Consider the following 25806-nt stretch of genomic DNA (forward strand, 5'->3'; position numbering starts at 1 on the left):
TCGCGTCGGGGTCCGATTACTGGTTCATCGAGTCGAAGAAGTCCTCGTTGGTCTTCGAATCCTTCATCTTGTCGAGCAGGAATTCCATCGCGTCGATGGTGCCCATCTGCATCAGGATGCGGCGCAGGACCCACATCTTGGAGAGCTTGGCCTTGTCGACCAGCAGCTCTTCCTTGCGCGTGCCCGACTTGCCGACGTCGAGCGCCGGGAAGATGCGCTTGTCGGCCACCTTGCGGTCGAGGACGATTTCCGAGTTACCGGTGCCCTTGAACTCTTCGAAGATGACCTCGTCCATGCGGCTGCCGGTATCGATCAGCGCGGTGGCGATGATCGAGAGCGAGCCGCCTTCCTCGATATTGCGCGCGGCGCCGAAGAAGCGCTTCGGGCGCTGGAGTGCGTTGGCGTCGACACCGCCGGTCAGCACCTTGCCTGAGCTCGGGACAACGGTGTTGTAGGCGCGGCCGAGGCGGGTGATGGAATCGAGCAGGATGACGACATCCTTCTTGTGCTCGACGAGGCGCTTGGCCTTTTCGATCACCATCTCGGCGACCTGGACGTGGCGCGTCGCGGGCTCGTCGAAGGTCGAGGACACGACCTCGCCCTTCACGCTGCGCTGCATGTCGGTGACTTCCTCGGGGCGCTCGTCGATGAGCAGCACCAGCAGGAACACCTCGGGGTGATTGTCGGTGATCGCCTTGGCGATGTTCTGGAGCATCACCGTCTTGCCGACGCGCGGCGGCGCGACGATCAACGTGCGCTGGCCCTTGCCCTGCGGACTGATGATGTCGATCACGCGTGCCGACTTGTCCTTGACGGTCGGGTCGGCGGGATCGAGCGTCAGCTTGCTCTCGGGATAGAGCGGGGTGAGGTTGTCGAAATTGACGCGGTGGCGGACCGCGTCGGGATCGTCGAAATTGACCGAGACCAGCCGGGTCAGCGCGAAATAGCGCTCGCCGTCCTTGGGTCCACGGATCTCGCCCTCGACCGTATCGCCGGTGCGCAGGCCGAATTTCCGGACCTGGTTGGGCGAGATATAGATGTCGTCGGGGCCGGCGAGATAATTGGCCTGGGCGCTGCGCAGGAAGCCGAAGCCGTCCTGGAGCACTTCGATCGTACCCTCGCCCATGATCTGCTCGCCATTCTCGGCCTGGGCCTTGAGGATGGCGAAGAGCAGGTCCTGCTTGCGGAGGGTCGATGCCCCCTCGACGCCGAGCTCCTCGGCCATTTCGACCAGCTCCGCGGGGGGTGTCTTCTTCAAGTCTTTGAGATGCATGGAGACTCTCGATACGAAAAATCTTGGGGGGAGCGTCGGTCGGCGAAATGCGCGGACATGCGATGCTAAAAGGAGGGATGCGCCCGGAAGCCGGGGCACAAGGCGGAATTAGGTGGGGGGGAACCCCAAGTCAACCGGCTTAGAAGGGTTTGACCACCACCAGCACGACAATCAGGATCACCGCGAGCGCGGGGACTTCGCCCAGCATCCGCAGCGTGCGCGTGGGGATCAGGGTTTCGCCCTTCGCCAGCTTCTTCGCATAGCCGAGCGCCCAGCCATGATAGCCCGACAGCGCGAACACGAGCGCCAGCTTGGCGTGGAGCCAGCCGAGCCCGGGCGCGCCGTCGATCAGCCCGGCATTGACCGCCAGCGCCAGCCCCAGCAGCCAGACGATGCCGATCGAGGGGCCGAGGATCATCTGCTTGAGCTTGGCCTCGCGTTCCTGCCATTTGACGGCCTCGGCGGTGCCGAGCGCTTCCTGGTGGTGGACGAGATAGCGCGGGAGCAGGAACAGCCCCGCCATCCAGAAGATCACGAAGATGATATGGGCCGCCTTGACCCACAGATAGGCGCCGCCGAGCCAGCCGATCATGACGGAACCCCTTCTTTTTGGCCCCTGACGCGCGCCAGTAACTGCTCGACATGGGCAATCGGCGTATCCTGCTGGATGCCATGGCCGAGATTGAAGATATGGGGGCGATCGGCGAAGGCGGCAAGGATGCGGTCGATCGCGGCATCGAGCGCCGCGCCGCCCGCGATCAGGGCGAGCGGATCGAGATTGCCCTGGACGGGCAGGCCCTTGGGGAGCGCGGCATCGGCCCAGACGGGATCCACGCTCTCGTCGAGGCCGATCGCGTTCACCCCGGTTTCGCGCGCATAGGCGGCCAGCTTGCCGCCGGCGCCCTTGGGGAAGCCGATCACCGGGGTATCGGGCGCGCGCTCCCGCAGCGCCGACACGATTCGGGCGGTGGGCGCGATCACCCATTGCTCGAACTGCGCGGGCGACAGGCTGCCCGACCAGCTGTCGAACAGCTGGACCGCTTCGACACCCGCTTCGATCTGGCCCGCCAGATAATCGACCGTGCAATCGGCGATACGCGCGATGAGTTCGCTCATCAGCGCCGGATCGGCATAGGCAAGGCGGCGCGCCTCGGCCTGTTCGCGGCTGCCCTGGCCCGCGATCATATAGGTCGCGACGGTCCAGGGGCTGCCCGCAAAGCCCAGGAAGGCCGTCGATGGGGGCAGCATGCCGGCGACCCGGCGAACCGTGCCGTAGACCGGCTCCAGGGCGCTCAGATTTGATTTCAGACCGTCGAGGACCGCGCGGCTCTGCACGACGGGGGCGAGGCGCGGGCCCTCGCCGGTCTCGAACCACAAATCCTGGCCGAGCGCCATCGGCACCATCAGGATATCCGAGAAGAGGATCGCCCCGTCCATCCCGAAGCGGCGGATCGGCTGGAGGGTGATCTCGGCCGCGGCGTCGCTGTCGTTCACCAGCTCGAGGAATCCGCCCTTCTCGGCCCTGAGCGCGCGATACTCGGGCAAATACCGCCCCGCCTGGCGCATCAGCCAGATCGGAGGAACGGCCTGCTTCTCGCCACGCAGAGTCGCCAGCAAGGGTTTGGGAACGGAACGGGTCAGCGCGCGCTTCCTAATACTATAAGAGAAGAATCTAAGGAGGTTGTTGGAGGTAGTAGGGGCGTTGATGCCGGGGCTTATGCTTTCGTTCGCACCTTGCCAACAGCTTGACTCGGATGCGCCTACGCAACTCCACGGAGTCGCTCGAGGGATTCCCGAATTCCACAGCCTGTGGATCGAAACCGGGGGCTGGGGACCCAGCTGTGGATTGTCATAGACGGATTCGGCGGAATCACGCGCTTGGCCGCCGCCCGGGGTTGCGCTAGCGCCTGTCCGTCATGTTACCCACAGGCTTGTCCCTTCGCTGATGCGGCTGCACCTCCATCTTCTCTCGGATTCAACCGGCGAGACGCTGGAGAATATCGCGAAGGCGGCGCTGGCCCAGTATGACGATGTCGAGACGTTGCGCCACTTCTGGCCGATGGTGCGCAGCGAGGCGCATCTCGAGCGGATCCTCCAGGAGATCGCGCTCAATCCGGGTCTGGTGATCTTCACGCTGGTGAATTCGGAGATCCGGCGGACACTCGAAAGCCGCTGCCGCGCAATGGGGTTGCCCGCGATCGCGCCGCTCGATCCGGTCAATCACGCATTGTCGCAATTGCTGGGGCAGGAGGCCAAGGCGCGGCCCGGGCGCCAGCATATGCTCGATGCCGCCTATTTCGCGCGCGTGGAGGCGATCCAATGGACCATCGCGCATGACGACGGGATCGGCGCGGAGGATTGGGAGGAGGCCGATATCGTGCTGGCGGGGGTCTCGCGCTCGTCCAAGACGCCGACCTCGATCTATCTCGCCAACCGCGGTTACAAGACCGCGAACATCCCGATCGTCGTCGAATCGCCGCCGCCGGCCGAGCTCTATTCGCTCAGGCATCCGCTGGTGGTGGGGCTGACCACCAGTGCCGACCGGCTGGTGGCGATACGGCGCAACCGGTTGCTGTCACTCAACCAGCAGCCCGAGACATCCTATGTCGATCAGGATTCGGTCGCGCGCGAGATTGCGTTCGCGCGCCGCATGTTCGCCGATCATGGCTGGCCAGTGATCGACGTGACGCGCCGCTCGATCGAGGAGACCGCGGCGGCGATCATCACCATGGTCAATGAGCGGACCCTGGGCGAAGGCTCGGAGGAGGCGCCGTGAGACTGGTGCTGGCGTCGCAGAGCGCGTCGCGGCGGGCGATGCTCGATGCGGCAGGGGTGCCGTATGAGGCGGTCTCTCCGCAGGTCGATGAGGAATCGGCCAAGGCCAGCTTGCTCGCGGCAAAAGTCGCGCCGCGCGACCTTGCCGATGCGCTGGCCGAACTGAAGGCGCTCAAGCTTTCAGGGCTCGATCCGACGGCCCTGGTGCTGGGCGGGGACTCGGTGGTGGCGCTCGCGGATGGGCGGCTGCTCGACAAGCCGCTGAGCCGGGAGGATGCCGCCGAGCATCTGCGGGCGATGTCGGGGGGCACGCATGATATCTTCAGCGCCGCGGTGATCGCCGAGGGCGGGCGGCCGGTGTGGCGGCATGTCGACCGCGCGCGGCTGACGGTCCGGCCGCTCTCGGATGCGTTCATAGATCAGTATCTGGATGCCGAATGGCCGGCGATTTCGGGGTGCGTCGGCTGCTTCCGGATCGAGGGGATGGGGGTGCAGCTCTTTTCCGGACTGCAGGGAAGTCAGTTCACGATCCTGGGGATGCCGTTGATCAATATCCTCGATTATCTGCGGGTTAGGGGAGTGCTGACGTCATGACACGGCCTTACGCCGAGGTGATCGGCGACCCGATTTCGCACTCCAAATCGCCCGCGATTCACCGCTTCTGGCTCGAGCAGCTCGGGATCGAGGCCGAGTATCGCGCCCAGCATGTGACGCCCGAGGGCCTAGCAGCCTATTTCGAATCGCGGCGTGACGATCCCGATTGGCGCGGGTGCAATATCACCATCCCGCACAAGCAGGCGGCGCTCGATCTGGTCGGCGATCCCGGCGGCATCCGCGCGACGATCGGCGCGATCAACACGGTGATCCGGGGCGAGGATGGCGGCCTGATCGGCACGAACACCGACGCCGGCGGATTCTATGCGCCGATCGCGGGGCTCGATCTGGCGGGCAGGCATGCGCTGGTGATCGGCGCGGGCGGCGCGGCGCGCGCGATCCTGTTCGCGCTGTCGAAGCTCGGGATCGGCCGCGTGACCATCCAGAACCGCAATGTGCTCAAGGCGGCGGCGTTGCTCTCCAGCTTCGGGCTCAAGGGCGATGCGGTGCCGCTCGGATCGCCGGTGCCCCCGGTCGATCTGCTGGTCAATTCGAGCGCGCTGGGGATGAAGGGCCAGCCGGCGCTCGAGATCGACCTGGCGTCCTTGCCCGATGACGCGGTGGTCTATGACATCGTCTATGCCCCGCTCGAGACCGATCTGCTCGCTCAGGCGCATGCGCGCGAACTGGCGACCGTGGACGGGCTCGACATGCTGATCGGCCAGGCGGCGCTGGCGTTCGAGCTGTTCTTCGGCGCCGAACCGCCGCGCGACCGCGACGACGAGCTGCGCGAATTGCTGACCCCGGATCGGGGTCCGGGGCAGGCTTCATGATCGTGCTCGGCCTCACCGGTTCGATCGGCATGGGCAAATCCACGGTGGCCGCAATGTTCGCCGATGCCGGCGTGCCGGTGTTCGATGCCGATGCGGTGGTGCGCGAGCTTCAGGGGCCGGGCGGGCGGTTGCTGCCGGCGATCGAGGCGATGTTTCCCGGCACTACCGGCGAGTCGGGGCTCGACCGCGAGAAGCTCGGCAAGGCGGTGTTCGGCGATCGCCAGGCGCTCCAGCGGCTCGAGGGGCTGGTACATCCCGCGGTGGGCGAAGCGCGCGAGGCATTCTTCGCGGCGAACCGGGATGCTCCGCTGGTAGTGCTCGACATCCCCTTGCTGTTCGAAACCGGGGGCGACTCGCGCGTCGACAAGGTCGCAGTGGTTTCCGCGCCCGCCGACCAGCAGCGCGAGCGCGTGCTGCGGCGGCCGGGAATGACCGAGGAACGCTTCGAGTCGATCCTCGCGCTCCAGATGCCTGATGCCGAAAAGCGCGTTTGGGCGGATTTTGTCATCGATACCGGCGGCCCGCTCTCCGAGACGCGGGACAGGGTGAATGCGCTGATCGCTTGCCTCCGGCGCGAGGCAGGAGGATAAGCCGACTCATGCGTGAAATCGTGTTCGACACCGAAACGACGGGGCTCAGCTTCTCCGGCGGCGACCGGCTGGTCGAGATCGGATGCGTCGAGCTGGTCAACCGGGTGATGACCGGCCGGACCTTCCACGCCTATCTCAATCCCGAACGGCCGATGCCGGTCGAGGCGTTCCGCATCCACGGGCTGAGCGACGTGTTCCTCTCGGACAAGCCGCTGTTTCATGAGCGGGTCGAGGATCTGCTCGACTTCATCGGCGACAGCCCGATGGTGGCGCACAACGCCAATTTCGATTTCGGCTTCATCAATGGCGAGCTGGGCCGCTGCGGGCGGCCGATCGTGTCGCTCGACCGGATGGTCGATACGCTGGTGATCGCGCGGACCCGGCATCCCGGCGCCAAGCACACGCTCGACGCGCTCTGTTCGCGCTACGGCATCGATCTCAGCGCGCGCACGCTGCATGGCGCGCTGCTCGACGCACAGCTGCTCGCGCAGGTCTATGTCGAGCTGACCGGCGGGCGGCAGATCACCATGGGGCTGGCGGTCGATGCGCCGGTGCTGCGCGAGACCCCGCAAGAGGCGCGAACTCACGTCCATGTGCGCCCGGCGCGGCATTTCGCGGCATCGGACGCGGAACTTGAGCGCCACGGAAACTTTCTCAAGGCAATGGAGGAGCCACTCTGGGGCACGGTCTCGTCAGGTTGACGGTCAAGGACCGCGTGCCTAGGTGCACGCCCTCGTTTTAGTAGGAGACAGTCATGGATATCCGAGTATCGGGCCATCAGGTCGACACGGGCGAAGCGCTCAAGTCGCACGTCACCGATCGGCTCCAGGGTATCGCTGACAAATATTTCTCGCGCGCCATCTCGGCCACCACTACCTTCGGTAAGGGGCCGCACGACAACGGCTTCACCTGCGACATCGTCGCGCATGTCCGCCAGGGGCTGGTGCTCAAGGCCTCGAACAAGGGGATGGAGGCGCATTTCGCGTTCGATGGCGCCGCCGACCGGATCGAGACCCAGCTGCGCCGCTATACCCGCCGGCTGAAGGATCATCATGGCGGGCCCAACGGGGTTTCCGACGAAGCCGATCAAGACAATGCCGGCTATACGCTGTTCCAGGAGGCCGCCGTCGAGGACGAGCCGTCGGACGCGCCGCTGATCATCGCCGAAACCCGGGTCGATGTGCCCGAAGCAACCGTTTCGGATGCGGTGATGATGCTCGATCTGCGCAATACCAACGCGCTTCTTTTCCGCAATTCGGGTACGGGCGCGTTCAACATGGTCTATCGCCGTGGCGACGGGACGATCGGCTGGGTCGAGCCCAACCGCGCATCCTGATCGGCACGGATTTCGTATTTACGGTGCCCCCGGGGGCGCCCTCACGGATGTTGCATGACTGATCTCAGCGATTTGCTAGTGCCGGACGCGGTGGTTTCCACGCTGGCGGTATCGAACAAGAAGGCGCTCTTCCAGCAATTGGGGGGCATCGCCGCGCGCGCCTATGGGCTCGACGCCAAGCTGGTGACCGAGCGGCTGGCCGAGCGCGAGAAGCTCGGCTCGACCGGGTTCGGCGGCGCGGTGGCGATCCCGCATGCCAAGCTGGAGGAGCTGCGCCACGTCACCGGCATCTTCGCGGCACTCGAAAAGCCGGTCGATTTCGCCGCGGTCGATGAGGTGCCGGTCGATCTGGTGTTCGTCCTGCTCTCGCCGGTGAGCGCAGGGGCCGAGCATCTCAAGGCGCTCGCGCGGGTCTCGCGGCGGCTGCGCGATCGCGGCTTCGCGGCCAAGTTGCGCGGGGCGGGGTCACCCGACGCGCTCTATGCACTGCTCACCGGCGTCGAGGCGCGTGACGCTGCCTGATACCGGGCCTGAATCCGTCCAGAGCGGCGAGGCGGCGCATTTCCGCGCGCTCGAATCGCTCTATGCCGCGGCGCCGATCAACCAATGGTTCGATTCGACGCTCGAAATCCCCTCGCCCGGCGTGGCGCGGATCCGCTTCACCGTCGATCGGCGCTATCACCATGCAGCGGGCGCGGCGCACGGCACCGCCTATTTCAAGATGCTCGACGATGCCGCCTTCTACGCGGCGAACAGCCTGGTAACCGACCGGTTCCTGCTCACCACGGCGTTCAACCTGCTCTTCACCAAGCCGATCCGGGAAGGGCCGGTGATCGCGGAAGGGCGCTGGGTGAGCGGGCAGCGCCGCGTGTTCGTTGCCGAGGCGCGGCTGATCGATGCGACCGGCGAAGAGACCGGCCGCGGCACCGGCACCTTCATGCGCTCGCGCATCCCGCTCGCGGGCCTTCCCGGATACCGGGCGGGCTGATGGCGCGCGTCACCAGCGCGGTGATGGTCAGCGCGCTGGTCCGCCGTGTCCATCAGGAGGGCGGATCGGCGATGGTCCTCGCGCGGGGCGACGAAACATCGGGCGGCATCCTGTTGTTAACCATGGAAAAGGGCGCGAATCCGCGCTTCCTTGAACGCGGCATCGGGCCGGACGGCGAACCTGCCTTGCTGCCCTCGGGGCCGGCAGCGCTCGCGGATGATAACGCTACCAGCGATTATTGGCGGCGGCGGCGCGAACGCGATTCCGATCTGTGGGTGATTGAACTGGACATCGTACAGGCGGAACGGTTCGCCGCTGAAACGATGGGCTTTCATTGACTTTTAACCACGGGACCCCGACAGGCCCGGCATTGATAATAGCGTTGTGCCGCGCGAGGTGAGAGATCGAGCGGTGACGCAGTCGGGGGGAAGCCCGGCGGCCCGAATTTGAAAAGGGGGCCGTGCCGCGCACCAACCGCATAGTAACGACGGATAATGAAGTTCATTGCACGCGCCGCGATCTTCGCGGCTGTGACTTTTGGCGCAGGCGCGCTTGCGAACGCCGCCACGCTCGATCTGGGAAGTGCCCCTGCGGACCTTCTCTTTCAACAGCTTAACGAGCCGAGCCCGCTTGGGGTTCCCGCTCAGGGCCAGCCCGCGATGGCAAAGCCGGCGGAGATCGTCCAGCCGCTGCCGGTCAAGGCCGAGCCCGCCGCCTACACCACGCTTTCCGCCGCGGTCGATGCCCAGGACATGCCCGAGGGAGTCGATAGCGAGCTCAACTGCCTCGCGGTCGGCGTCTATTATGAATCGAAGGGCGAGCCGCTTGCGGGCCAGCTCGCGGTCGCCGAGGTGATCCTCAACCGTGCCGCGTCGGGCCGTTTCGCGCACTCGGTGTGCGGCGTGATCAAGCAGCCCGGCCAATTCTCCTTCGTGCGCCGCGGCGTCCTGCCGACCCCGCCCAACAATGCGCAGTGGCGCCGGGCGATGGCGGTGGCGCAGGTTGCGCGCAAGGATTTGTGGGATTCGCCGGCCGAGGACGCGCTCTATTTCCATGCGCGCTACGTCTCGCCGCGCTGGAAGCGCTCGCGCGTCGGCGTGATAGGAAATCACATTTTCTACCGCTGAGTGATTCGGGAGGGGCCTAACCCTTCCAATCGTTCCCGCAATGTTCTAAATGCGGGGGATGGCTTCGCTGTCCCCCGTCGATTCTCCCATGATCGCCGCCGATGTCGTGCGCGGCGTCTGCCGGATGCTGCTGCGCCATGATTGCGTCGCGATCGCCGAGGTGCCGCTGAGCGACGGCCGCCGCGCCGACCTGATGGCGCTCGATGCGCATGGCAACATCGTCATCGTCGAGATCAAGGTCTCGCGCGCCGATCTGCTCGGCGATTGCAAGTGGAACGACTATCTCGCGCATTGCGACCGCTTCTTCTGGGCGGTGCCCGAAGGGTTCGATCTGCGCCCGTTCGAGCAGGACTGTTTCCTGCCCGATCGCGCCGGGCTGATCGTCGCGGACCGCTACGACGCGGCGGTGCTGCGCGAGGCGAACACGGTGCCGCTCGCCGCGGCGACGCGGAAGAAGTGCACGCTGGCGTTCGCAAGGCGCGCCGCGCGCCGGGTGATCCACATGATGGACCCCGACGCGGAAGCGATTTGAGTCGTTTTTAGCTTCGCTGGGAGCGGGCTGGTGCCGCCATCGCCGTGAGGCGATCAAAAACTAGAGCTTCGGGCCCGAAACCGCCGAACGGTTCACCTTGGGCGCGTCGGCGAGCAGCTTGGTGATCGAGGGGGGCATGCGCCGGTCGATCCGCGCATAGTCGCGCGCCGACTGGCCCGAAATATGGTCGGGCCGGTCCGGATCGGCGCCGCCCTCGAGCAGGGTGCGCACCATTTCGAGCTTGCGCAGCTGCACCGCGCGGATCAGCGGGGTCTCGCCGCTCGAATTGGGAAGGTTCACGTTGGCGCCATAGCGGATCAGGATCTGCACGCCTTCGACAAAGCCGGTCTCGACCGCGAGCATCATCGGCGTGTTGCCGCGGCCGTCCTGGATGTTGGGGTTGGCGCCCTTCTGGATCAGATAGCGCAGCCAGGTCGAATCGGCCTGGCGGACGACGATATGGAGCGCGCCCTCGCCGGTCGAGCGGTCCTTGGTGTCGATGATGCTGCCATTGGTATCGGTGATGATCTGCATCACCTTGCCGCCATCCTGCTTCCGGATCGCCTCGAGGAACTGATAGCTGTCCGAGAAATGCTGGGCGTGCGCCGGGGCCGCCACAAGCAGCAGACCGAATGCCGCGAGGGCGGCATGGAGAAATTTCGACGGCATCATACGCTGGAACCCTTCGCTCTTGCCCGCCAGTCCCCCGAGGAACCTTGCAAGCGCCGCCCTATCAGATCAAGGCTGGCGTCGCCATGAACAGCAAGAATTTCCGCATTGCAACGGCGCTCGTCCCCATGATGCTTGGCGCGCTCGTCCTCACGTCCTGCGGCCGGGCGGCGCCGAGGGGCGATCCGCCGCTCGCCGGCGCGCGCATCGGCGGGCCGTTCGCGCTCACAGATCAGAACGGCAAGACCGTTCGCGATTCGGATTTCGCGGGCAAATACCGGCTCGTCTATTTCGGCTACACCTTCTGTCCCGATGTCTGCCCCACCGACATGGCGAAGGTCAGCGCGGTGATGCGCGCGCTCGACAAGAGCGATCCGGCGATCGCGGTCAGGCTGGTGCCGATCTTCATCACCGTCGATCCCGCGCGCGATACGCCCGCCGCGCTCAAGGCGTTTGCCGGCAATTTCGACCGGCGGCTGGTCGCGCTGACCGGCAGTCCCGATGCGATTGCGGCCACGGCCAAGGCGTATGCGGTGCCGTTCCAGGTGCAGAAGCCCGACAACGACTCGGGCGCCTATCTGGTCGATCACGGCACCGTCACCTATCTGATGGGGCCGAAGGGCGAGCCGATCGCGGCGCTGACCCACGACATGAAGCCCGAAGAGATGATCGCCGAGATCAAGAAATGGGTGCGGTGACGGGCAAATTCTGGGAAGACATCCCGCTCCACCAGCTCGACCGCGCGCAGTGGGAGGCGCTGTGCGACGGGTGCGGCAAATGCTGCCTCCACAAGCTCGAGGATGCCGATACCGGCGATCTCCACGCCACCAATGTCGCGTGCCGGCTGCTCGATAGCGCGACCGCGCAGTGCAAGGATTACCGCAACCGCCGCGCCTATGTGCCCGATTGCGTGCGGCTGACCTCGGCCAATGTCGATTCGATCGCCTGGCTGCCGAAGACCTGCGCCTATCGGCTGCGCGCGGCGGGCGAGCCGCTGCCCGGCTGGCACTATCTGGTGTGCGGCGACCGCGAGGCGGTCCACCGCGCGGGCGAATCGGTGCGCGGCTGGACGGTATCGGAGGATCTGGCCGGCGATCTCGAACATCATCTGGTGGACCGCGAGCTTTGAGCCTCGAGCTGGACGTTGTCCGCAACGCGCGGTCCCGGGCGATGCGGCTGTCGGTGGACCCGCGAAGCGGGCGGGTGCGGCTGACGATCCCGCCGCGCGCGTCGCTGCGCAAGGCGCTCGCCTGGGCCGAGGAACAGCGCGGCTGGATCGAGACGCAGCAGGCGAAATTGCCCGAGGGGCGGCCGTTCGCGCCCGGCGCGCTGGTGCCGCTCGAGGATGACGAGATCGAGATCGTCTGGCCGTCCCCGGGGGCCAGGCGGACGCCGCGGCTGGAGGGCGACAGGCTGCTCTGCGGCGGGCCGCGCGAGGGGCTGGAAAAGCGCGTCGAGCGCTGGTTCCGCGCCGAGGCGCTGCGCATCCTGAGCGAGGAGACCGCCGAATATGCCGATCGCGCGGGGGTGCGGGTGACGGCCGTGTCGATCGGCGATCCGCGCGGGCGCTGGGGGAGCTGCGCGGCGTCGGGGTCGATCCGCTACAGCTGGCGGCTGATCCTCGCGCCGAGCTTCGTTCGCCGCGCGACGGTGGCGCACGAGGTGGCGCACCGGGTGCACATGAACCACGGGGCGGCGTTCCACCGGTTCGTGGAGACGCTGTTCGAGGCCGATCCGGCGCCGGCGCGGACATGGCTGCGCCGGCATGGGGCGGCGCTACACTGGATCGGGAAGGGCTAGGGTTCCGGCTCAATTGGCGCTCCAGGCCCGGCCGTCCCAACATGTGAAAGGTGACACTAGGGCAACACTGATCGGCATGTTTTCCGCCGCGCGGTTTCCCGGGGGAAACGCCTGGTTCGCCAGGTGCGGATCGACAGGGTCAAAGAGCGGCCGGAGCGGTCGGCTGCGCGAGCCAAGCAGCCGAAATCCTACATTGCAAGGGCCTGGGGCCCGATGCGTCGAAGCCAAAGCGAATGGCGTACGGATCCAGCTGCTCCTGCGCTCGAAGGAGCACTGGTAGCTATTCGGGATTCCCCGGCCGCCGCGCCGGGTCCGCAAGCTCGCGATTGTCGCGGTCGCGCTGATCCTGCCGCTGAGGGGTGGGTTGGGTGCCGGGCGGGCGCGGAATCTCGCGGGGCTGTTGCGGGGCCTTGTCCTCGCCCGGGGCGGGATCGCGCGTCGTCCGGTCGATGAAATCCTGGTCGATCTTGGGATCGGGCTCGCCATCGACCGCGGGATCGCGCGCGCCGGGATCGATCGCCTGGCCGTCGGGATCGACGAACACGCTGTTGTCGGGCCCGCCATAGAGATCGGTCTCATTGTCGATCGAGAATTCGGGGAGCGTCACCTGGGTGTCGAACTGTTCGACCGGGCGGCCGGCCACCGCGCGCGTCATATACATGCCGAAGGTGCGCGCCGGGGCGTGGCCGCCCTGGAGGCCAGGGACCGGCTTGTTGTCGTCGCGGCCCATCCACACGCCGGTGGTCAGCCCCGAGGAGAAGCCGATGAACCAGCCATCCTGGTTCGAGGTGGTCGTACCGGTCTTGCCCGCGACCGGGCGCCCGATCTGCGCGGCCTTGCCGGTGCCGGTATTGACCGCGGTCTGGAGCAGATCGGTCATCTGCTTGGCGACATCCTCGGAGACGAGGACGCGGCTGGTATCGACTTCGTGCTGGTAGATCACCGCGCCGTTCGCGGTGACGCGCGTGATGCCATAGGGCGTGACCGCAACCCCGTGCTGCCCCACCGAGGCGAAGGCGCGGGTCATGTCGATCAGGCGGACGTTCGACGTGCCAAGCACCATCGAGGGATAGGTGTTGATCGGCGTGGTGATGCCCATCCGCCGCGCCATGTCCGCGACGGTGCCGAAACCGACCTCGTCGCCCAGCTTGGCCGCGATCGTATTGATCGAGAAGGCGAAGGCGTTGCGCAGCGTCATCTCGCCGTTGAAGCGGCGCGAATTGTTGCGCGGTGTCCAGCCACGGATCGTCACCGGCTCGTCGACGACCAGGTCCTCGGGGCGGTGCCCGGCTTCGAGCGCGGCCAAATAGACGAACAGCTTGAACGACGATCCTGGCTGGCGGACCGCCTGGGTCGCGCGGTTGTAGATCGAGGCGACATAGTCCTTGCCCCCCACCATCGCTCGAACCGCGCCGTCGCGGTCGAGCGTGACCAGGGCGCCCTGTGCGCCCGCGGGGGCATTGGCGCGGATCGATTCGTCTGCGGCGCGCTGCATTCCGAGATCGAGCGTGGTCCACACTTCGAGCGGGGCATCGGTCTCATCGATCAGCACTTCGAGCTGGGGCAGCGCCCAGTCGGTGAAATAGCGCACGCTGTTCTGCTTGGGCTCGGGCGCCATCTTGACCATCTTCGGGTCGGCCGCGGCGCGCTGGGCGGGGGTGATCTTGCCCTGATCCTCCATCACATCGAGCACCACGCTCGCGCGGCCGACCGCGGCCTCGGCATCGGCGGTGGGCGAATAGTGCGAGGGCGCCTTGACCAGGCCGGCGATCACCGCGGCCTCGCTCAGCGTCAGCTTGGTGGCGGGATGACCGAAGAAGCGGCGCGAGGCGGCGTCGATGCCGTAGGCGCCGCCGCCGAAATAGACCTTGTTGAGATAGAGTTCGAGGATCTGGCTCTTGGTGAATTTGCGCTCCATCGCGAGCGCGAGCACGCCCTCGCGCATCTTTCGGCCGACATCATATTTGTTCGACAGGAAGATGGTGCGCGCGACCTGCTGGGTGATCGTCGAAGCGCCCTGGAGCCTCTTGTCCTGCCCCGAATTGGCGATGCCGACGCGGACCGCGCGGAGCATGCCCCAGGCATCGACGCCCCAATGCGACTCGAAGCGCTTGTCCTCGATCGCAATGATCGCGTCCTTCATCACCTGCGGGATCTGATCGTACTCGATCCACTCGCCGTAGCTCGGGCCCATCGACACCAGCACGGTGCCATCGGCGGCGTGGACGCGAATCATCTGTCCGTTGGGCGAGGATTTGAGCTCCCCGTACGAGGGGAGCGAGGCCTTGGTCGAATAGACCGCGACCAGCAGGATGATGAAGCCGAGCAGCCCCAGCGCGCCGAGCCCGCCGCCGCCCCAGATCAGATAGCGCTTCCATTCGGGCCAGGTCGGCCAGCGCTTCGGCAGATAGTCTTTGAAATTGGCCATGCGTGGGGTGAGTTACGCCGTGATCCGCCGGCTCACAAGGAATTCACGAGCCCGAAGCATCGCCCGCACTAGCGCTAGGCCCGTTAGCGCCGCGTGAACGGAAGTCGAGACTCACCGAATTGATGCAATAGCGCAGCCCCGTCGGCGGCGGTCCATCGGGGAAGACATGCCCCAGGTGCCCGTCGCAGCGCGCGCAGCGCACCTCGACGCGGGTCATGCCATGGGTCGAATCGTGATGCTCGACGACATGGGTCCCGTCGACCGGCTGGGTGAAGCTCGGCCAGCCCGAACCCGAATCATATTTGTCGGCGCTGTCGAACAGATCGAGCGCGCAACCGGCGCAGCGATAGATGCCGTCGGCCTTGTTGTTGTCGTACTTGCCGGCAAAGGGACGCTCGGTCCCGGCCTCGCGCAACACATGATATTGCTCGGGCGTCAGCTTCTTGCGCCACTCGGACTCGGGCAGGTTGATTTGCTCCATGCCAGTTTCTCTGTTCCGACGGGGCGGGCGCGTCAATTACCTACGTCGCGCTAACGCTGAATCCTTGAAGCCGTTGCTTGCGCGCTACTCCTTCCACGCCCACCAGAGCTGGGCGGGGGGAACGTTCCACCATTCCATCGCGTGATCGATCTTCGGCAAATAGGGCGCGAAGAAGTTCCGGACCCGGGGGCGGAACTGATAGACGAGGAAGGCGCCGCCGGGGCGGAGTGCCGCGGCGGTCTCGCGCGCGATCAGGTCGCCCACGCCCGCGGGGAGGGTGGTGAAGGGAAGGCCCGACAGGATGTAATCGGCATGGTCATAGCCGCGATCCTTGAGGATCTGGCGGACATCCTCGGCCGAGCCCTGGATCAGGGTGAAGCGCGAATCGCGAATCTTGTGGCGCAGATGCTCGACAAAGTCGGGGTTGGGATCGATCGCGATATATTCGGCGTCGGGCGCCAGCCGGTCGAGCACCGCCTGGCAGAAGGTGCCGACGCCCGGCCCATATTCGACAAAGACCTTGCAATCCGCCCAATCGACCCGATCGAGCATGTGCCGGATCAGCCGGCCCGAGGATGGGACGATCGAGGCGACCATGGCCGGATGCTTGATGAAGCCGCGCACGAACAGCCCCCAATCGGAAGCGGGTTTGTCCGTGTGGCGACTTGCGCGCGGCAGCGATCGGGTGGAAGGCATAGGGCTCCAGAGAACGGATGAACGCGCCCGCGGTTGCGCGGACAGCCCTAGCGACTAGTCGGAGTCGGCATGTCACACAACAGTCATGGATTGCGCGCCGGGGAGATCGCGGTGATCTTCGTCTCGCAGGAAACGGGCGAAGACCCCGAAGGCTATGGCGCGGCGGCCGCGGCGATGGTGGCGCTGGCCGAGCAGCAGCCGGGCTATCGCGGGATCGACAGCACCCGCGACGCGAGCGGCTTCGGGATCACGGTAAGCTATTGGGCTGACGAGGAAAGCGCGGTCGCCTGGCGTCAAAATCCCGAGCATGCCGCGATCCGCGACCAAGGCCGCGAGCGCTGGTATCAACGCTATGAGCTGTTCGTGAGCGAGGTCCGCCGCGGTTACAGCTGGGAGCGCTGATGGAGCCCATCCGGCCCCGTCTCAAGGTCGACAAGACCTTCGCCCTGCTCTTCACCGTGATGCTCGCCATCGCGGCGGGGAACACCGCGCTGCAATCGGTGCTGCCCGCGCTCGGCCGGTCGCTGGGCGCGGCGGACAGCGCGGTGGCGGCGGTGTTTTCGGTATCGGCTTTGCTTTGGGTCATCGCCGCGCCCTTCTGGGCGAACCGGTCGGACCGGCATGGACGGCGGCTGATGGTGCTGATCGGCGTGGGCGGCTTCACCGTCTCGCTGTTCCTGTGCGGGCTGTTCCTGATGCTCGGGATCAACGGCGTGCTGGGGCCGGTCACCACCTTCGTCGCCTTCATCATCGGGCGCGTGATCTACGGCACCTTCGGGTCAGCGGCGCCGCCTGCGGTGCAGGCGATCGTCGCGGGGCGGACGAGCCGGCGGCGGCGGACCAGGGCGCTGACCCTGCTCGCCTCGGCCTTCGGACTCGGCACGATCACGGGACCGGCGATCGCGCCCTATCTGGTGATGGGGAGCCTCTGGCAGGGCGGGCCGGTGGTCGGTTTGGCCGGGCCGGCCTTTGCCGCGAGCGCGGTGGGCCTGGCGATCTGGATCGCGGTGCTTCGCCTGTTGCCCCGGGAGGAGGCCAAGGCGCATGGCGCGGCGGTCGCCTATCCCTCGATCGGCGGGCAGACATCGGGCGCGAGCGTGACCGCGGCGGTCTCCGAACGGACGAGCAGCAATATCGGCTATTTCGATGCGCGGGTGCGCGGCTGGATGATCACCGGGCTGGTGATGGGCCACGCCCAGGCGATGACCGGGCAGGCGATCGGCTTCCTGGTGATCGACCGGCTCCACGTCACCCCGGTCGAGGCGCTCCAGCCGACCGGCCTGGTGCTGATGATGGGCGCGGGATCGGCGTTGCTCGCGCAATGGGGGCTGATCCCGATGCTCGACCTCAAGCCGCGCGCTTTGGTGCTGGTCGGGCTCGCGGTGGCGGCGCTGGGCTGCGCGGCGACGGGGACCGCGACGTCGATCTCGGGAATCGGCATGGGATATGCGCTGGCGTCGCTCGGCTTCGGCTTCGCGCGGCCGGGATTCACCGCGGGCTCCTCGCTCGCGGTCGGCCCCGAGTCGCAGGGATCGGTCGCGGGCAAGGTGACCTCGATCAACGGCGCCGCCTTCGTGCTCGGACCTTCGATCGGCGTCGGGCTCTACGAGCTGTGGCGGCCTTTGCCCTATCTCACCGCCGCCGGCTGGCTGCTGGCGGCGGTGGTGTATGCGTTTTTGTCGCTTAACAGCGACAAGCGGCACCGGCCCGCTCCCCCTCCCGGTCACCCATAGCCTGCTATCGTAAGGGTGGCCGGGAGGGGGAGCGGGCCGGTGCCGCCTATCGGCGTGAGCCGATCAAAGATCGCCCTTCGGACCGTGCCCTCGGAGCATCCCCGGCGCGATGAAGCCGATCGGCTGGATCGAGACCGCGTCCTGCTTCAGCCGCGACGACATCGCCTCATATTCGGCCTCCATCTCGGGCGTGACCGTGGCGCGCGAATCGGCGAGCGCCGCTTCGAAATGCGCCTGGGTCACCGCCTTGGTGGAGAGCGATTCGCGCAGCGCGACGAGGCCCGCGCGGCGGACGATATCCTCGAGATCGGCCCCGGTATAGCGCTCCGCCCGGGCGGCGATGGCGTCGAGATCGACATCCTTGGCGAGCGGCATCTTCGCGGTCTGGATCTTGAGGATGCGCGCGCGGCCCGCCTGATCGGGAACGCCGACATAGACGAGCTCGTCGAACCGCCCCGGACGCAGCAGCGCCGGATCGATCAGATTGGGGCGATTCGTGGCGCCGATCACCACCACCGATTGCAGCTCCTCGAGGCCGTCCATCTCGGCGAGGATGGTGTTGACCACCCGCTCGGTTGCCTGCGGCTCGCCCAGCCCGCCGCCGCGCGCGGGGACGAGCGAATCGAGCTCGTCGATGAAGATCACGCACGGCGCGACCTGGCGGGCCCGGGCGAACAGCTTGGCGATCTGCTGCTCGCTCTCGCCATACCATTTGGAGAGCAGGTCGGAGGATTTGGTGGCGATGAAATTCGCCTCCGCCTCGCGCGCCACCGCTTTCGCCAGCAGCGTCTTGCCGGTGCCCGGAGGACCGTAGAGCAGGAAGCCCTTGGCCGGGCGGATCCCGAGGCGGCGGAATGCGCCGGGATCCTTGAGCGGGAGCTCGACGCCTTCCTTCAGGCGCATCTGCGCATCGTCGAGCCCGCCGACATCCTCCCAGCGCACGGTCGGCGCCTGGACCATCACCTCCCGCATTGCGGAGGGCTGGACGCGCTTCATCGCCTCGAGGAAATCCTCGCGGGTAACCGAGAGCGTGTCGAGAATCTCCGGCGGGATGCTGTGGTCCTCGAGATTGAGCTTGGGCATCAGCCGCCGGATCGCCTCGATCGCCGCCTCGCGCGTGAGCGCGGCGAGATCGGCGCCGACGAACCCGTAGGTGGTGCGGGCGAGCTCGGCGAGATCGACATCCTCGCTGAGCGGCATGCCGCGCGTATGGATGCCCAATATCTCGCGGCGCCCGCGATCGTCGGGTACGCCGACCACGATCTCGCGGTCGAACCGGCCCGGCCGGCGCAGCGCCTCGTCGATCGCCTCGGGGCGATTGGTCGCGGCGATGACGACGACGTTCGCGCGCGCCTCCAGCCCGTCCATCAGCGTGAGCAATTGCGCGACGAGGCGCTTCTCCGCCTCGCCCGAGACCTGGCCGCGCTTGGGGGCGATCGAATCGATCTCGTCGATGAAGACGATCGAGGGCGCGTCCTTGTTGGCCGCCTCGAACACCTCGCGAAGCCGCTTCTCCGATTCGCCATAGGCCGAGCCCATGATCTCGGGGCCGTTGATCAGGTGGAAATTGGCGTCCGATTCGTTGGCCACCGCGCGCGCGAGCCGCGTCTTGCCGGTGCCGGGCGGACCATGGAGCAGCACTCCCTTGGGCGGATCGACGCCGAGCCGCTGGAATAGCTCGGGATAGCGCAGCGGCAGCTCGACCATCTCGCGCAGCTGGTCGATCGTCGGGCCCATCCCGCCGATATCGTCATAGGTGACGTCGGCGCGGCGGCTGTCGCCCGCCACCTCATATTCGGGACGCAGCTCGACCTCGGTATTCTCGTCGACATGGACGATGCCCTTGGGACTGGCCGAAATCACCGCGAGGCGGATCTCCTGCAGCGCATAGGCGGGCGCGCGCAGATGCTGGGCGATCTCGGGGGGCACGTTGCCGACGCGCTGCTGCCCCGCGGTCGCGACGATATCGCCCTGGCAGAGCGGCCGCCCGAAAAAGGTGCGCTTGAGCGCCATGCCCGATCCCTGGAGGCGCAGATTTTCCTGCGCGGGAGCGAAGACGATGCGGGTGGCGGGCTTCGATTCGGCCTTGCGCACCGCGACGAAATCGCCCGAACCGACCCCGGCATTGGCGCGCTGGAGCCCGTCGATGCGCAGCAGCTCGAGCCCCTCGTCCTCGGGATAGGGGAAGACCGCGCGCGCAGGGGTGGTGCGCTTGCCGACGATCTCGATCACGTCGCCCTCGGCGAGCTGAAGCGCCGCCATCAGCGCGCGCGGCAGATGCGCAAGGCCGCGGCCGCTATCCTCGGGCCGGGCATTGGCCACCTGCAGCTTGCGCGCACCCTTTTCGTCGTCGGCCATGCCTGTCGCTCTCCTGCGAGGGAAGCGGCTAACATAGGCGGGGCGCCGGGCAAAAAAAGAGCCGGGCGTTGCCGCCCGGCTTTTGGAAAGTTTTAGGAGAGGATGCCTGAAAGGCTCGATCTTTGTGCACTGCGGCGAAAACTTCCGCAAGTGCGAAATGATGCGAGCATGGTTGCGGTACTTGCAATCGTGTCAGCACGGCACGATAGTGAGGCAGCAAGGCGTTTTGAGGTGCTGATGGCGGCGCGATAGGGCTCTGACGCAGCGCACAAAGTTTGGTCATGCAAGGGAGAGCGATGCGACGGTTGCCGCCCCTCACTGCGATCGAGGCGTTCGTCCAGGTCGCCCGGCTCGGCTCGATCAAGGCCGCGGCCGAGGAGCTTGCGCTGTCCTCGCCCGCGCTCAGCCGCCGCGTCCAGGCGCTCGAACGCTTCATCGGCAAGCCGTTGTTCGAGCGGCGGCACCAGGCGCTCAAGCTCAATGACGAGGGCGAACGGCTGCTCGGGCTGATCGCCCCCGCGCTCGATGCGATGACCGATGCGGTCGAGACGATGACCAGCGGCACCGAGTTGCTGCGGCTGCGCCTCGGCGTGCTCCCGCTGTTCGCGACCCAGCGGCTGATGCAGCATCTCCCCGATCTCAAGCGCAAGCATCCCGAGCTGCACCTCGATGTCGATACCGCGGGGCATGGCGTGGCGCGGCTCGGCGACGGGCTCGACGCGGCGATCGTGATCGCGCGCGATGTCGATCCGGGGCTCTATGCGCGCCGGCTCGACCGCAATCGGGTCCATGTGATCGGCGCGCGATCGCTGATCGAGGGGCCCGATCCGATCACCCGGCCCGAACAGCTCGTGGGCCTGACCGCCCTGGTCCATCGCGACATGGCGGACACCTTCACCGGCTGGCGCGCGGCGGCGGGCCTGCCCGATCTCGAGCCGCTGGCGATCGATCATTTCGATTCGGGCACGCTGATGCTCGAGGCGGCGGCGCAGGGACTGGGGGTCGCCTTCATGCTCGAAACCCATTTCGAGGCCGCGCGCGACCCGCGGCTCGTCCAGCTCTTCGATCTGACGGTGGAGAGCCATTACAGCTACTGGTTCGTGTGCCGCCCCCGTGCGCTCACCACGCGCCCGGTGCGCATCTTCCACGACTGGCTGATCGGGGCGCTGGGCGCGGCGGAGTAACAAAAAGCCCCGCCGGTGAGGGCGGGGCTCTTCGTTCTCGCGATCAGGCGGCGCTTATTCGGCGCGGGCCTTGACGATCTTGCCCGGATTGCGCGGCGGCTCGCCCTTGGGGAGCGCGTCGACATTCTCCATGCCGTCGGTCACTTCGCCCCAGACGGTATATTGCCCGTCGAGGAAGGTCGCGTCGTCGAGGCAGATGAAGAATTGCGAATTCGCGCTGTTCGGGTCCATCGTCCGCGCCATCGAGGCGACGCCGCGCACATGCGGCTCGCGGCTGAATTCGGCGGGGAGGTTGGGCTCCTTCGAACCGCCCGAGCCGGTCCCGCTCGGATCGCCGCCCTGCGCCATGAACCCGTCGATCACGCGGTGGAAGACGACGCCGTCATAGAAGCCGCGATTGGCAAGCGTCGCGATCCGCTCGACATGCTTGGGAGCAAGGTCGGGACGCAGCTTGATCGTCACATCGCCCGTATCGAGCGTCAGGACGAGGGTATTGAACTCGGACATCGGATACTCCTGGAAACCAGCGAGTGCAGCTAGTCGCGCTTGGCCCGACTTGCAAATCCTTCTCCCGGGAGTAAGCCCCGCCCAGCCGGACCAAAGGGAGGTCGAACGATGAGCGAGACCGAACTCGAACCCCAGGTCGTAGCGCAAGAGAGCGAGCTCGACGAGGACGACCGGCTCAAGCCCGAATTCGTCCGCGCGGTGCTCGATGCGGTCGAGGCGGGCCACGACGAGGACGCGCGCGCGCTGGTCGAGCCGCTCCACCCCGCCGACATCGCCGACCTGTTCGAGCTGACCTCGCACGAGGACCGCCCCGCGCTCGCCCGCGCGCTCGCCGACCTGCTCGACGCCGATGTGTTCGCCGAGATGAACGATTATGTCCGCGAGGACCTGATCGACGCGCTCGAGCCGCACGAGGTGGCGGACATCGCCGCCGAACTCGATACCGACGATGCCGTCGCGATCATCGAGGACATGGAGCCCGAGGACCAGCGCGAGGTGCTCCGCGCGATGGAGCCCGACGATCGCGCCGCGATCGAGGAAGCGCTCTCCTACCCCGAGGAATCCGCCGGCCGCCTGATGCAGCGCGAGCTGATCGCGGTGCCCGAGCATTGGACCGTCGGCGACGTGCTCGACTACATGCGCAAGAACGACGATCTCACCACCGATTTCTGGGAGATCTTCGTCGTCGATCCCGCGCACAAGCCGATCGGCACGTGCGCGCTCTCCTGGGTGCTTCGCACGCCGCGCGCGATCTCGATCAGTGACGTCATGAAGCGCGAGCAGATGCTGATCCCGGTCGATATGGACCAGGAGGAGGTGGCGCTGCGCTTCCAGAAATATGCGCTGATCTCGGCGGCGGTGGTCGATCCGAGCGGGCGGCTGGTGGGCATGATCACGGTCGACGATGTCGTCCACATCATCTCCGAAGAGGCGGGCGAGGATATCCTCCGCCTGTCGGGCGCCGGCGAAGGCGACATCAACGAGCCGATCTTCGACAGCTATAAGGGCCGGGTGCGCTGGCTGATCACCAATCTCGCCACCGCATTGCTGCCCGCCTCGATCGTGATGACCTTCGAGGCGACGATCGCGCAAAAGGCGGTGCTGGCGGCGCTGATGCCGATCGTCGCGGGCGTCGGCGGCAATGCGGGGACGCAGACGCTGGCGGTGACGGTGCGCGCGCTCGCGACCAACCAGCTGACCCAGTCGAACACGATGCGCGCGATCCAGCGCGAGATCATGATCGCGCTGATGAACGGTGCCACCGTCGCCGTCGCGATCGGCATGGCGGTGACGCTGGCCGGGCTCGTGCTCCCGTCGCTGGGCGGCGGGCTGATGCTGGGCGGGGTGATCGCCGCCGCGATGCTCACCAACATCCTGATCGCCGGGCTTGCGGGCGTGCTGGTGCCGGTCACGCTCGAGCGGTTCGAACAGGATCCCGCGGTCGCCTCGTCGATCTTCGTGACGATGGTGACCGATTCGATGGGGTTCCTGGCCTTTCTCGGGCTTGCGACGATGAGCGGGATGGTGGGTTGATCGGCGGCGCGCCGGTCCCCAGATCGCGTGCATGCCGCTTCATCTCACCAAGGTCGCGTTCGGTTGCACGCAGGTCGAAACGCTGCGCGAGCGGATCGAGTGGCGCGCCGCGCAGGGCCCCGAGTTCCCCGTGACCACGCGCTATCTCCCCAAGCGCTTCGCCGAGCTTGAAGATGGCGGGTCGCTCTACTGGATCATCAGGCACCAGCTGGTCGCGCGCTCGCCGATCCTCGGCTTCGCCGAAGCCGAGGGCGGGCGCACCGCGATCCGGCTCGCGGCCGAGCTGATCCTCGTCCAGCCGCGCCCCAAGCGCGCGCATCAGGGCTGGCGCTATCTCGAGGACGCGGATGCGCCGGTCGATCTGGGCGAAGGCGACGCCGCCGATCTGCCGGCCGAGCTGGCGGGCAAGCTCGCCGGGATGGGGCTGCTCTAGTTACTTCGCCAGCTGCGGGAAGGTCGCGCGGAACGCGGCGACCTTGGGCTTGTCGAACCGGACGATGTAGGGGTGGTCCGGGTTCCTCCGGAAGAAATCCTGATGATAGCTCTCGGCCGGATAGAAGGTCCCGGTCTCGAGCCGCGTGACGATCGGGCGCGGATACACCTTCGCCCCGCCCAGCTGGGCGATATAGGCGGAGGCGACGCTGCGCTGTGCCGGGCTCTGCGGAAAGATCGCCGAGCGGTAGCTGGGGCCGTGATCGGGGCCCTGATAGTTGAGCTGGGTCGGATCGTGCGCGACCGAGAAATAGACGCGCAGCAGCGTGCCATAGCTGACGATGTTCGGATCATAGACGATGCGCACCGCCTCGGCATGGCCGGTCCGCTCGGTCGAGACCTGCTCATAGGTGGCGTCGCCCTTCTCGCCCCCGGCATAGCCGCTGGTGACCGACTTGACGCCCTTCACCTGCTCGAACACCGCCTCCATCCCCCAGAAGCATCCGCCCGCGAGCACCGCGACCTGCTGGCCCTTCACGCCGGTCACGTCGGTGCGCGGCGCGGGGATGGCGACCGCGCCCTCGGCGGCGACACCGCTGGGCTGGGCGACGGCGAACAGGAAAAGTCCCGCCGCGGCGAGCGCGGGGATGGTCAGCTTGAGCATGATTGCGGTCCTGAGCATGGGGCTATCCAACTATACGTCGGAAATCCCGCGCGGGATGCAAGTCCGTCGAACTTAGCGAAGCGCGGCGCAGGCCGTCTGGATGCGCTCGCACGCCTCGCGGAGCAGATCCTCCGAGGTCGCATAGCTGATCCGCATCGCCGGCGAGAGGCCGAATGCCGCGCCATGCACCGCCGCGACCCGCGCCTCGTCGAGGAAATAGCCGATCATCGCCTCGTCGGTGTCGATCCGCTGGCCCTTGGGCGTGGACTTGCCGATCAGCCCGGAGAATTCGGGATAGACGTAGAAGGCGCCTTCGGGGCGCGGGCAGGTCATGCCGTTGATCTGGTTGAGCATCGACACGACCAGGTCGCGCCGGCCCTGGAAGGCGGCGTTGCGTGCCTGCAGGAAGCCCTGGTCGCCATTGAGCGCCGCGGTCGCCGCTGCCTGGGCGATCGAGCAGGGGTTCGACGTGGACTGCGACTGGAGCTTGGCCATCGCCTTGATCAGCCAGGGCGCCCCGCCCGCGAAGCCGATCCGCCAGCCGGTCATCGAATAGGCCTTGGAACAGCCGTTCACGGTCAGCACCCGCTCGTAGAGCGCGGGGCAGACCTGCGCGATCGTCGCGAATTCGAAGCCGTCATAGACGATATGCTCGTACATATCGTCGGCCATCACCCAGACATGCGGGTGCCGCTCGATCACCTCGCCCAGCGCCTTGAGTTCGGCGGCCGAGTAAGCGGCGCCGGTGGGGTTCGAGGGCGAGTTGAGGATCAGCCACTTGGTCCTGGGCGTGATCGCGGCCTCGAGCTGCGCCGGGGTGATCTTGTAGTTCTGGTCGGCGCCCGCCGCGATGAACACCGGGGTGCCGCCCGCGAACTGGACGATATCGGGATAGCTCACCCAATAGGGCGCAGGGACGATCACCTCGTCGCCCGCCTGGACGGTCGCGACCAGCGCGTTGAAGAGCGTGTGCTTGCCGCCGACATTCACGCTGATCTGGTTGATCGCATAGTCGAGCCCGTTGTCGCGCTTGAACTTGGCGCGGATCGCCTCCTTGAGCGCATTGGTGCCATCGACATTGGTATAGCGCGTCTGGCCCCCGCGGATCGCGGCGATGGCGGCTTCCTGGACATATTCCGGCGTGTCGAAATCGGGTTCGCCCGCGCCAAGACCGATCACGTCCACGCCCTGCGCCTTGAGCTCGTTGACCCGCGTGGTCATGGCGAGCGTGGCGGAGGGCTGGATGCGGTCGAGCGCTGCTGAGGTCTTCATG

Annotated in this window: 30 protein-coding genes; 19 read left to right on the forward strand and 11 right to left on the reverse strand. The window is 66.9% G+C overall.

Features of this window, described 5'->3' with window-relative positions:
• Positions 1-16 precede the first annotated feature (16 nt).
• The 3 genes from rho to hemE all read right to left on the reverse strand — a co-directional run bounded on the left by rho (position 17) and on the right by hemE (position 2914).
• Positions 17-1273 (reverse strand): transcription termination factor Rho, encoded by a 1257-nt coding sequence (rho, locus tag OF829_RS06075; RefSeq protein WP_264939090.1) that lies wholly within the window; start codon positions 1271-1273, stop codon positions 17-19.
• Positions 1274-1412: 139 nt separating this feature from the next.
• Entirely contained in the window at positions 1413-1865 is a 453-nt protein-coding gene (locus tag OF829_RS06080; RefSeq protein ID WP_264939091.1) for a CopD family protein, read from the reverse strand.
• Complete coding sequence (hemE, locus tag OF829_RS06085) at positions 1862-2914, reverse strand: uroporphyrinogen decarboxylase (protein ID WP_264939586.1); 1053 nt, start codon at positions 2912-2914, stop codon at positions 1862-1864. The genes OF829_RS06080 and hemE overlap by 4 nt, the downstream gene beginning before the upstream one ends.
• Positions 2915-3218: 304 nt before the next feature.
• On the opposite strand from hemE, the gene OF829_RS06090 reads away from it, so the two are divergent.
• The 11 genes from OF829_RS06090 (at position 3219) to OF829_RS06140 (ending at position 10048) form a co-directional block, all read left to right on the forward strand.
• On the forward strand, positions 3219-4049 hold the full coding sequence (locus tag OF829_RS06090; RefSeq protein ID WP_454877239.1) for a pyruvate, water dikinase regulatory protein: 831 nt from the start codon (positions 3219-3221) through the stop codon (positions 4047-4049).
• Positions 4046-4642, forward strand: a complete 597-nt coding sequence (locus OF829_RS06095; RefSeq protein ID WP_264939092.1) for a Maf family protein — start codon at positions 4046-4048, stop codon at positions 4640-4642. Before OF829_RS06090 ends, OF829_RS06095 begins: the two co-directional genes overlap by 4 nt.
• Positions 4639-5475 (forward strand): shikimate dehydrogenase, encoded by an 837-nt coding sequence (gene aroE, locus OF829_RS06100; RefSeq protein ID WP_264939093.1) that lies wholly within the window; start codon positions 4639-4641, stop codon positions 5473-5475. The genes OF829_RS06095 and aroE overlap by 4 nt, the downstream gene beginning before the upstream one ends.
• Positions 5472-6065, forward strand: a complete 594-nt coding sequence (gene coaE, locus OF829_RS06105) for a dephospho-CoA kinase (RefSeq protein WP_264939094.1) — start codon at positions 5472-5474, stop codon at positions 6063-6065. The genes aroE and coaE overlap by 4 nt, the downstream gene beginning before the upstream one ends.
• Before the next feature lie 8 nt (positions 6066-6073).
• Positions 6074-6766, forward strand: a complete 693-nt coding sequence (dnaQ, locus tag OF829_RS06110; RefSeq protein ID WP_264939095.1) for a DNA polymerase III subunit epsilon — start codon at positions 6074-6076, stop codon at positions 6764-6766.
• A 53-nt stretch (positions 6767-6819) separates the two neighbouring features.
• Positions 6820-7401, forward strand: coding sequence for a ribosome hibernation-promoting factor, HPF/YfiA family (hpf, locus tag OF829_RS06115; RefSeq protein WP_264939096.1), 582 nt, complete (start codon positions 6820-6822; stop codon positions 7399-7401).
• Positions 7402-7455: 54 nt separating this feature from the next.
• The gene (locus OF829_RS06120; RefSeq protein ID WP_264939097.1) at positions 7456-7923 is read left to right on the forward strand and encodes a PTS sugar transporter subunit IIA; all 468 of its coding nucleotides are present in this window, start codon (positions 7456-7458) and stop codon (positions 7921-7923) included.
• On the forward strand, positions 7883-8389 hold the full coding sequence (locus OF829_RS06125) for a PaaI family thioesterase (protein WP_264939098.1): 507 nt from the start codon (positions 7883-7885) through the stop codon (positions 8387-8389). The genes OF829_RS06120 and OF829_RS06125 overlap by 41 nt, the downstream gene beginning before the upstream one ends.
• Positions 8389-8727: a DUF1491 family protein gene (locus tag OF829_RS06130; protein WP_406701406.1), complete on the forward strand. Its 339-nt coding sequence runs from the start codon at positions 8389-8391 to the stop codon at positions 8725-8727. Before OF829_RS06125 ends, OF829_RS06130 begins: the two co-directional genes overlap by 1 nt.
• Positions 8728-9048: 321 nt before the next feature.
• Entirely contained in the window at positions 9049-9516 is a 468-nt protein-coding gene (locus tag OF829_RS06135; protein WP_319951535.1) for a cell wall hydrolase, read from the forward strand.
• Between the two features lie 49 nt (positions 9517-9565).
• Positions 9566-10048 (forward strand): MmcB family DNA repair protein, encoded by a 483-nt coding sequence (locus OF829_RS06140; protein WP_264939100.1) that lies wholly within the window; start codon positions 9566-9568, stop codon positions 10046-10048.
• Positions 10049-10108: 60 nt separating this feature from the next.
• Here OF829_RS06140 and OF829_RS06145 read toward each other — a convergent pair whose 3' ends face one another.
• Positions 10109-10720, reverse strand: a complete 612-nt coding sequence (locus OF829_RS06145) for an ankyrin repeat domain-containing protein (protein ID WP_264939101.1) — start codon at positions 10718-10720, stop codon at positions 10109-10111.
• Positions 10721-10803: 83 nt separating this feature from the next.
• On the opposite strand from OF829_RS06145, the gene OF829_RS06150 reads away from it, so the two are divergent.
• From OF829_RS06150 to OF829_RS06160, 3 genes are read left to right on the forward strand one after another with little or no spacing between them, the layout of a single operon-like run.
• The gene (locus OF829_RS06150; RefSeq protein ID WP_264939102.1) at positions 10804-11415 is read left to right on the forward strand and encodes an SCO family protein; all 612 of its coding nucleotides are present in this window, start codon (positions 10804-10806) and stop codon (positions 11413-11415) included.
• On the forward strand, positions 11403-11846 hold the full coding sequence (locus OF829_RS06155) for a YcgN family cysteine cluster protein (protein WP_264939103.1): 444 nt from the start codon (positions 11403-11405) through the stop codon (positions 11844-11846). The genes OF829_RS06150 and OF829_RS06155 overlap by 13 nt, the downstream gene beginning before the upstream one ends.
• Entirely contained in the window at positions 11843-12517 is a 675-nt protein-coding gene (locus OF829_RS06160) for a M48 family metallopeptidase (RefSeq protein WP_264939104.1), read from the forward strand. Before OF829_RS06155 ends, OF829_RS06160 begins: the two co-directional genes overlap by 4 nt.
• Positions 12518-12797: 280 nt before the next feature.
• Here the strand turns inward: OF829_RS06160 and OF829_RS06165 are convergent, their stop codons facing one another.
• From OF829_RS06165 to OF829_RS06175, 3 genes are all read right to left on the reverse strand, one after another.
• The gene (locus OF829_RS06165) at positions 12798-14945 is read right to left on the reverse strand and encodes a transglycosylase domain-containing protein (RefSeq protein ID WP_264939105.1); all 2148 of its coding nucleotides are present in this window, start codon (positions 14943-14945) and stop codon (positions 12798-12800) included.
• Between the two features lie 43 nt (positions 14946-14988).
• Positions 14989-15426 (reverse strand): peptide-methionine (R)-S-oxide reductase MsrB, encoded by a 438-nt coding sequence (gene msrB / locus OF829_RS06170; protein ID WP_264939106.1) that lies wholly within the window; start codon positions 15424-15426, stop codon positions 14989-14991.
• A gap of 84 nt (positions 15427-15510) precedes the next feature.
• Entirely contained in the window at positions 15511-16122 is a 612-nt protein-coding gene (locus tag OF829_RS06175; protein ID WP_264939107.1) for a class I SAM-dependent methyltransferase, read from the reverse strand.
• 69 nt (positions 16123-16191) lie between these two features.
• Between OF829_RS06175 and OF829_RS06180 the strand changes: the two genes are divergently transcribed.
• The gene (locus OF829_RS06180; protein WP_264939108.1) at positions 16192-16524 is read left to right on the forward strand and encodes an antibiotic biosynthesis monooxygenase family protein; all 333 of its coding nucleotides are present in this window, start codon (positions 16192-16194) and stop codon (positions 16522-16524) included.
• Positions 16524-17855, forward strand: a complete 1332-nt coding sequence (locus OF829_RS06185; RefSeq protein WP_264939109.1) for an MFS transporter — start codon at positions 16524-16526, stop codon at positions 17853-17855. The genes OF829_RS06180 and OF829_RS06185 overlap by 1 nt, the downstream gene beginning before the upstream one ends.
• A 63-nt stretch (positions 17856-17918) precedes the next feature.
• On the opposite strand, the gene OF829_RS06190 is transcribed toward OF829_RS06185, so the two are convergent.
• Entirely contained in the window at positions 17919-20213 is a 2295-nt protein-coding gene (locus tag OF829_RS06190) for a CDC48 family AAA ATPase (RefSeq protein ID WP_264939110.1), read from the reverse strand.
• Between the two features lie 296 nt (positions 20214-20509).
• Here OF829_RS06190 and OF829_RS06195 point away from each other — a divergent pair, with 296 nt between their 5' ends.
• Entirely contained in the window at positions 20510-21397 is an 888-nt protein-coding gene (locus tag OF829_RS06195) for a LysR substrate-binding domain-containing protein (RefSeq protein ID WP_264939111.1), read from the forward strand.
• 54 nt (positions 21398-21451) lie between these two features.
• Here OF829_RS06195 and OF829_RS06200 read toward each other — a convergent pair whose 3' ends face one another.
• A complete protein-coding gene (locus OF829_RS06200; RefSeq protein ID WP_264939112.1) occupies positions 21452-21904 on the reverse strand; it encodes a peptidylprolyl isomerase in 453 nt (150 codons plus the stop codon).
• A gap of 108 nt (positions 21905-22012) precedes the next feature.
• On the opposite strand from OF829_RS06200, the gene mgtE reads away from it, so the two are divergent.
• Both mgtE and OF829_RS06210 read left to right on the forward strand, forming a co-directional pair.
• On the forward strand, positions 22013-23437 hold the full coding sequence (gene mgtE / locus OF829_RS06205) for a magnesium transporter (protein WP_264939113.1): 1425 nt from the start codon (positions 22013-22015) through the stop codon (positions 23435-23437).
• Positions 23438-23468: 31 nt separating this feature from the next.
• Positions 23469-23870, forward strand: coding sequence for a DUF1489 family protein (locus tag OF829_RS06210; RefSeq protein WP_264939114.1), 402 nt, complete (start codon positions 23469-23471; stop codon positions 23868-23870).
• Here OF829_RS06210 and msrA read toward each other — a convergent pair whose 3' ends face one another.
• Complete coding sequence (gene msrA, locus OF829_RS06215) at positions 23871-24551, reverse strand: peptide-methionine (S)-S-oxide reductase MsrA (protein ID WP_264939115.1); 681 nt, start codon at positions 24549-24551, stop codon at positions 23871-23873. It lies immediately after the preceding gene.
• A gap of 54 nt (positions 24552-24605) precedes the next feature.
• Positions 24606-25805, reverse strand: coding sequence for a pyridoxal phosphate-dependent aminotransferase (locus OF829_RS06220; protein WP_264939116.1), 1200 nt, complete (start codon positions 25803-25805; stop codon positions 24606-24608).
• Position 25806 lies beyond the last annotated feature (1 nt).

The sequence above is a fragment of the Sphingomonas caeni genome, assembly GCF_026013415.1.
Taxonomy (GTDB): Bacteria; Pseudomonadota; Alphaproteobacteria; order Sphingomonadales; family Sphingomonadaceae; genus Sphingomonas; species Sphingomonas caeni.

Bases quoted from the DNA above. Each gene is read 5' to 3' on its own strand.
- OF829_RS06125 (WP_264939098.1), top strand. From the start codon at position 7,883: ATGCACTGCTCACCGGCGTCGAGGCGCGTGACGCTGCCTGATACCGGG.
- OF829_RS06150 (WP_264939102.1), top strand. From the start codon at position 10,804: ATGAACAGCAAGAATTTCCGCATTGCAACGGCGCTCGTCCCCATGATG.
- OF829_RS06195 (WP_264939111.1), top strand. From the start codon at position 20,510: ATGCGACGGTTGCCGCCCCTCACTGCGATCGAGGCGTTCGTCCAGGTC.
- OF829_RS06165 (WP_264939105.1), bottom strand. From the start codon at position 14,945: ATGGCCAATTTCAAAGACTATCTGCCGAAGCGCTGGCCGACCTGGCCC.
- OF829_RS06120 (WP_264939097.1), top strand. From the start codon at position 7,456: ATGACTGATCTCAGCGATTTGCTAGTGCCGGACGCGGTGGTTTCCACG.
- aroE (WP_264939093.1), top strand. From the start codon at position 4,639: ATGACACGGCCTTACGCCGAGGTGATCGGCGACCCGATTTCGCACTCC.
- OF829_RS06130 (WP_406701406.1), top strand. From the start codon at position 8,389: ATGGCGCGCGTCACCAGCGCGGTGATGGTCAGCGCGCTGGTCCGCCGT.
- OF829_RS06185 (WP_264939109.1), top strand. From the start codon at position 16,524: ATGGAGCCCATCCGGCCCCGTCTCAAGGTCGACAAGACCTTCGCCCTG.
- dnaQ (WP_264939095.1), top strand. From the start codon at position 6,074: ATGCGTGAAATCGTGTTCGACACCGAAACGACGGGGCTCAGCTTCTCC.
- OF829_RS06080 (WP_264939091.1), bottom strand. From the start codon at position 1,865: ATGATCGGCTGGCTCGGCGGCGCCTATCTGTGGGTCAAGGCGGCCCAT.
- OF829_RS06220 (WP_264939116.1), bottom strand. From the start codon at position 25,805: ATGAAGACCTCAGCAGCGCTCGACCGCATCCAGCCCTCCGCCACGCTC.
- OF829_RS06180 (WP_264939108.1), top strand. From the start codon at position 16,192: ATGTCACACAACAGTCATGGATTGCGCGCCGGGGAGATCGCGGTGATC.
- hpf (WP_264939096.1), top strand. From the start codon at position 6,820: ATGGATATCCGAGTATCGGGCCATCAGGTCGACACGGGCGAAGCGCTC.
- OF829_RS06155 (WP_264939103.1), top strand. From the start codon at position 11,403: ATGGGTGCGGTGACGGGCAAATTCTGGGAAGACATCCCGCTCCACCAG.
- OF829_RS06145 (WP_264939101.1), bottom strand. From the start codon at position 10,720: ATGATGCCGTCGAAATTTCTCCATGCCGCCCTCGCGGCATTCGGTCTG.
- msrA (WP_264939115.1), bottom strand. From the start codon at position 24,551: ATGCTCAGGACCGCAATCATGCTCAAGCTGACCATCCCCGCGCTCGCC.
- OF829_RS06175 (WP_264939107.1), bottom strand. From the start codon at position 16,122: ATGCCTTCCACCCGATCGCTGCCGCGCGCAAGTCGCCACACGGACAAA.
- OF829_RS06210 (WP_264939114.1), top strand. From the start codon at position 23,469: ATGCCGCTTCATCTCACCAAGGTCGCGTTCGGTTGCACGCAGGTCGAA.
- coaE (WP_264939094.1), top strand. From the start codon at position 5,472: ATGATCGTGCTCGGCCTCACCGGTTCGATCGGCATGGGCAAATCCACG.
- msrB (WP_264939106.1), bottom strand. From the start codon at position 15,426: ATGGAGCAAATCAACCTGCCCGAGTCCGAGTGGCGCAAGAAGCTGACG.
- OF829_RS06190 (WP_264939110.1), bottom strand. From the start codon at position 20,213: ATGGCCGACGACGAAAAGGGTGCGCGCAAGCTGCAGGTGGCCAATGCC.
- OF829_RS06090 (WP_454877239.1), top strand. From the start codon at position 3,219: ATGCGGCTGCACCTCCATCTTCTCTCGGATTCAACCGGCGAGACGCTG.
- OF829_RS06140 (WP_264939100.1), top strand. From the start codon at position 9,566: ATGCGGGGGATGGCTTCGCTGTCCCCCGTCGATTCTCCCATGATCGCC.
- mgtE (WP_264939113.1), top strand. From the start codon at position 22,013: ATGAGCGAGACCGAACTCGAACCCCAGGTCGTAGCGCAAGAGAGCGAG.
- rho (WP_264939090.1), bottom strand. From the start codon at position 1,273: ATGCATCTCAAAGACTTGAAGAAGACACCCCCCGCGGAGCTGGTCGAA.
- OF829_RS06135 (WP_319951535.1), top strand. From the start codon at position 9,049: ATGGCAAAGCCGGCGGAGATCGTCCAGCCGCTGCCGGTCAAGGCCGAG.
- OF829_RS06200 (WP_264939112.1), bottom strand. From the start codon at position 21,904: ATGTCCGAGTTCAATACCCTCGTCCTGACGCTCGATACGGGCGATGTG.